The 5,036-nt window shown below is 70.8% G+C and carries 1 protein-coding gene; it reads left to right on the plus strand.

The window, feature by feature from the left end; all coding sequences use genetic code 11:
- Positions 1-19: 19 nt before the first annotated feature.
- Positions 20-5,036 (plus strand): amino acid adenylation domain-containing protein (locus ACYVOO_RS40360; protein WP_461020703.1); only part of this gene is annotated, 5,017 nt, incomplete at its 3' end.

Here is a 5,036-nt window from a genome sequence, read left to right on the forward strand (position 1 = left end):
CCTGTCGTCGGGTGCGGCGTTGTGGATCGCGAGTGAGGGGCAGCGTCGGGAGCCGCGGCGGCTGGCGGAGCTGGAGGGTGTGGGGGTGGCGAGTGTGGTGCCGTCGCTGCTGGAGGTGCTGGATCCGCAGGATCTCGCGCAGGTGGGTCCGATGGTGGTGGGGTCGGAGGCGGTCAGCGAGAGCGTGGCGTGCACGTGGTCGCCGGGGCGTGAGCTGGTGCATGCCTACGGTCCGACCGAGGCGACGGTCATCTCGGCGATCGGCACGGTCGACGCCGACCGCACGGGCACGGTGCCGTTCGGCGGTCCGATCGCGAACACCCGTCTGTACGTCCTGGACGATGCCCTCCAGCCGATGCCCGTCGGCGTGGCCGGTGAAGTCTACGTCGCGGGAGCGGGCCTGGCGCGCGGCTACGTCGGCCGTCCTCGGCTGACGGGCGAGCGGTTCGTGGCCTGCCCCTTCGGCCCGGGGTCTGGGGAGCGGATGTACCGGACGGGCGACCTGGCCAGGTGGACGTCGGACGGGCAGCTGGTGTTCGCCGGTCGTGCGGATCAGCAGGTCAAGATCCGCGGGTTCCGTATCGAGCCGGGCGAGATCGAGGCCGCCCTGCTGACCCACCCGAATGTCACGCAGGCCGCGGTGATCGCCCGCGAGGATGCGCTGGTGGCCTACATAGTGCCCAACGGCCGGGAGCCGGAGGGGCTGCGGGAACTGGTCGCCTCGCGGCTGCCGGAGTACATGGTCCCCGCCGCCTTCGTAACCCTGACCGAGCTGCCGCTGACCACCAACGGCAAGCTCGACCGCCGCGCACTGCCCGCACCGGAGTACACCACCGGATCCGGACGCGTACCGGCCACCGCCCAGGAAGAGATCCTCTGCGCCGCCTTCGCCGACGTGCTGGGCGTGGAGTCGGCCGGGGTCGATGACAACTTCTTCCAGCTCGGCGGCCACTCCCTCCTCGCCGTCCGGCTGATATCGAGGGTGCGTGCGCTGCTGGGTGTGGAGGTCGGGGTCCGGGCGTTGTTCGAGGCGCCGACGCCCGCGGGCCTGGCGGCGCATCTGGCCGACGGCACGGGGCAGGCGCGTACGCCATTGCGAGCGGACGTACGGCCGGAGCGGGTCCCGCTCTCGTTCGCGCAGCGCCGACTGTGGTTCATCGACCAACTCCAGGGGCCGAACGCGACGTACAACATCACCGTGCCGCACCCGCTGAACGGAGACGTCGACGCCGCTGCGCTTGAGCTGGCGTTCCGTGACGTGATCGCGCGGCACGAGTCGCTGCGCACGGTGTTCCCCGCCGTGGACGGCGAGCCCTACCAGCGGATCGTGGATCCGAGCGATGTCACCTGGGAACTGGAGGTTTCCCAGGTCGCGCCCGACGGCGTGGCGGATGCCGTGGGGCGGGCGTCGCAGTACACGTTCGAGCTCGACAGCGAACTGCCCATCAAGGCATGGCTGTTCCGGGACGGCTCGGACGGGCAGTTGCTTCATGTCGTCATGCACCACATTGCCTCCGACGGCTGGTCGATGGGGCCGCTGAGGCGGGATCTGTCGACGGCGTATGAGGCGCGGCGGCGCGGCCAGGTCCCGGACTGGGAGCCGTTGCCGGTGCAGTACGCCGACTACGCGTTGTGGCAGCGGGAGTTGCTGGGCGAGGAGTCGGACCCGGAAAGTCTGCTGTCGCGGCAGGTGGAGCACTGGCGGCAGGCGCTGGCCGGTGCCCCGGAGGAGTTGACGCTGCCGACCGACCGTCCGCGACCGGCCGTGGCGAGCCACGTCGGTTACCGGGTGCCGATGCGCATACCCGGCGAGGTGCATGTGCGGCTGGTGGCGCTGGCGCGTGCCGAGGGTGTGACGACGTTCATGGCGGTGCAGGCCGCGTTGTCGGTGCTGTTGTCGCGGCTCGGTGCCGGTACCGATATCCCGATCGGCTCGGCGGTGGCCGGTCGCACCGATGAGGCGTTGGACGACCTGGTCGGGTTCTTCGTCAACACGCTGGTGATCCGTACCGACCTGTCCGGGGACCCGGAGTTCCGGCAGGTCCTGGCGCGGGTGCGGGAAGCCAGCTTGGACGCCCTGGCCCATCAGGATGTGCCGTTCGAGCGGCTGGTGGAAGAGCTGGCACCGTCCCGCTCGATGGCGCGGCACCCGCTGTTCCAGGTGACGCTGGACGTACAGAACGTGGAACGTGCGGCCGTCGAGCCGACCGGTACCACCCGGGCCGATTCCGGAGAGACGGTGGTCGGTGGCGCGGCCAGGGTGACGGCGAAGCTCGACCTGGAGGTGATGCTGTCCGAGGTGCTCGACGACGAGGGGCGCCCGGTCGGACTCCGTGGCGCGCTCACCGCGTCGGCGGACCTGTTCGAGGCGGAGACAGCCGAGCGGATGGCGAACTGGCTCGCCCGAGTGCTCGAGGCGGGCACCGCGAACCCCGGGTTGCGGCTGCGTCAGATGGACGTGCTCGCAGCGAACGAGCGGGACGTGCTGCTTCGGCAGTGGAACGACTCCGCACTCGAGGTGCCGTTCTCTTCGATCGTGGAGATGTTCGGGCAGTGGGTGGCAGCCGCTCCGGACGCGGTGGCGGTGGTGGGCGACGGCGAGGAGCTGTCGTACGCCGAGCTGAACGTGGCGGCCAACCGGCTGGCGAACCACCTGCGCAGCCGGGGTGTGGGACCGGAGTCAGTCGTGGGCGTCCGGCTGCCGCGCGCCCCCGAGATGATCGTCGGGCTCATGGGCGTGTGGAAGGCGGGCGCGGCATATCTGCCCGTCGACGCGGCGCTGCCGCCCGAGCGGGTGGAGTTCATGCTCGCCGACGCGGGAGTGGACGTCGTCGTCGGCCCGGAGGACCTGCGTCGATCGTCGGAGGCCGCGGACACCGCGCCGGAGGTGTCCCTCGCCCCGGCGGGGGCCGCGTATGTCATCTACACGTCCGGCTCGACGGGCACACCGAAGGGCGTGGCGGTCACACACAGCGGCGCGGTGAACCTCGTGGCGGCACAGCGCGACCGTATGGCGGTGGGACAGGACTCGCGAGTGCTCCAGTTCGTCTCGGTCGGCTTCGATGTCGCCGTGGGTGATGTGCTGATGGCGCTGGGCACGGGAGCGACCCTGGTGACGGCTCCGGCGGACGAACTGCTGCCGGGCGGTGGGCTCGCGGAGGTCGTGGCGCGCCACGGGGTGACGGACGTGGCTTTGCCGGCCGCCGCGCTCGGCGCGCTTGCCGCGGAGGATCTGGCATCCGTGCGGACGCTGGTGGTGGGTGGCGAGGCGCTGGACCCGGGCTTGGTCAGACAGTGGGCCCCGGGCCGCCGGATGCTCAACGCGTACGGTCCGACGGAGATCACGGTGTGTGCGTCGATGTCGGCGCCGCTCGAGGCCGGCGACGAGCCGCCGATCGGCACACCACTCGCCAACACCCGTCTGTATGTGCTGGACGACACCCTCCAACCCGTGCCCGTGGGCGTCACCGGCGAGTTGTATGTGGCCGGTGCGGGCGTGGCGCGCGGCTATGTGGGTCGTGCGTCGTTGACGGGCGAGCGGTTCGTGGCCTGCCCGTTCGGCCCGGATGCCGGGGAGCGGATGTACCGGACCGGGGACCTGGTGAAGTGGCGACCGGACGGGGAGTTGTGCTTCGCCGGGCGTGTGGATGAGCAGGTGAAGATCCGCGGTTTCCGTATCGAGCCGGGCGAGATCGAGGCCGTGCTGCTCACCCACGCCGACGTCCGACAGGCCGTGGTGATCGCCCGCCAGCACACACCGGGCGACAGGCGGCTCGTGGCGTACGTCGTCGGGGAAACAGCCGGTCTCGACGCCGAGGCCCTGCATGCCTACGTAGCCTCACGGTTGCCGGAGTACATGGTGCCGGCCGCGGTGGTGGAGCTGGCGGAGTTCCCGTTGACGGCGAACGGCAAGCTCGACCGCAAGGCGCTCCCCGCACCGGAGTACGCCACCGGCGCGGGTCGCGGCCCGGTGACGCCGGAGGAGGAGATCCTCTGCGTGGTGTTCGCGGAGGTCTTGGGTGTGGAGTCGGTCGGGGTCGACGACAGCTTCTTCGCCCTGGGCGGGCACTCGCTGCTCGCGGTCCGGCTGACGGCACGAATCCGCTCCGTCCTCGGAGCTGAGCTGCCGCTGCGGTCGCTGTTCGAGGCGCCGACGGTAGCGGAGGTGGCCGCGCGCCTCGCCGGTCCAGAGGCGGACCGGGCGCGGTTGCCGCTGCGGGCGGGGGTTCGTCCGGCGCGGGTGCCGTTGTCGTTCGCGCAGCGGCGGCTGTGGTTCCTGGCCCAGTTGGAGGGCCCCAGCCCCACCTACAACATCCCCACACCGATCCGTGTGAGCGGCGTCGACGTCGACGCGTTGGGCGCGGCGCTGCGGGACGTGATCGCGCGGCACGAATCGCTGCGGACGGTGTTCCCCGCGGTGGACGGCGAGCCCTACCAGCAGATCCTCGACCCGGACGGACTCGAATGGGATCTCGAAGTCGCTCAGGTGGAACCCGAAGAGCTGGGCGAAGCCGTCAGCCAGGCGTCGCGGTACACGTTCGACCTGTCGGCGGAGTTGCCGATCCGGGTGTGGTTGTTCCAGGCGGGGTCGGATGAGCAGGTGCTTTTGGTGTTGTTGCACCATATTGCTGGTGATGGGTGGTCGATGGGGCCGTTGAGCCGGGATCTGTCGGCGGCGTATGCGGCGCGGCTTCGTGGTGAGGTTCCGGTGTTCGAGGCGTTGCCGGTGCAGTATGCGGATTATGCGTTGTGGCAGCGGGAGTTGCTGGGTGAGGAGTCGGATCCGGAGAGTCTGCTGTCGCGGCAGGTGGAGTTCTGGCGGCGGACGCTCGCCGGTGCGCCGGAGGAGTTGACGCTGCCGACCGACCACCCGCGACCGGCTGTCGCCAGCCACGTCGGTTACCGGGCGCCGCTGCGCATTCCCCCCGAGGCACACCAGCGGCTGGTGAACCTCGCCCGTGCCGAGGGTGTGACGACGTTCATGGTGTTGCAGGCGGCGTTGGCGGTGACGGTGTCGCGGCTGGGGGCCGGTACCG

The sequence above is a fragment of the Streptomyces daliensis genome (assembly GCF_054782395.1).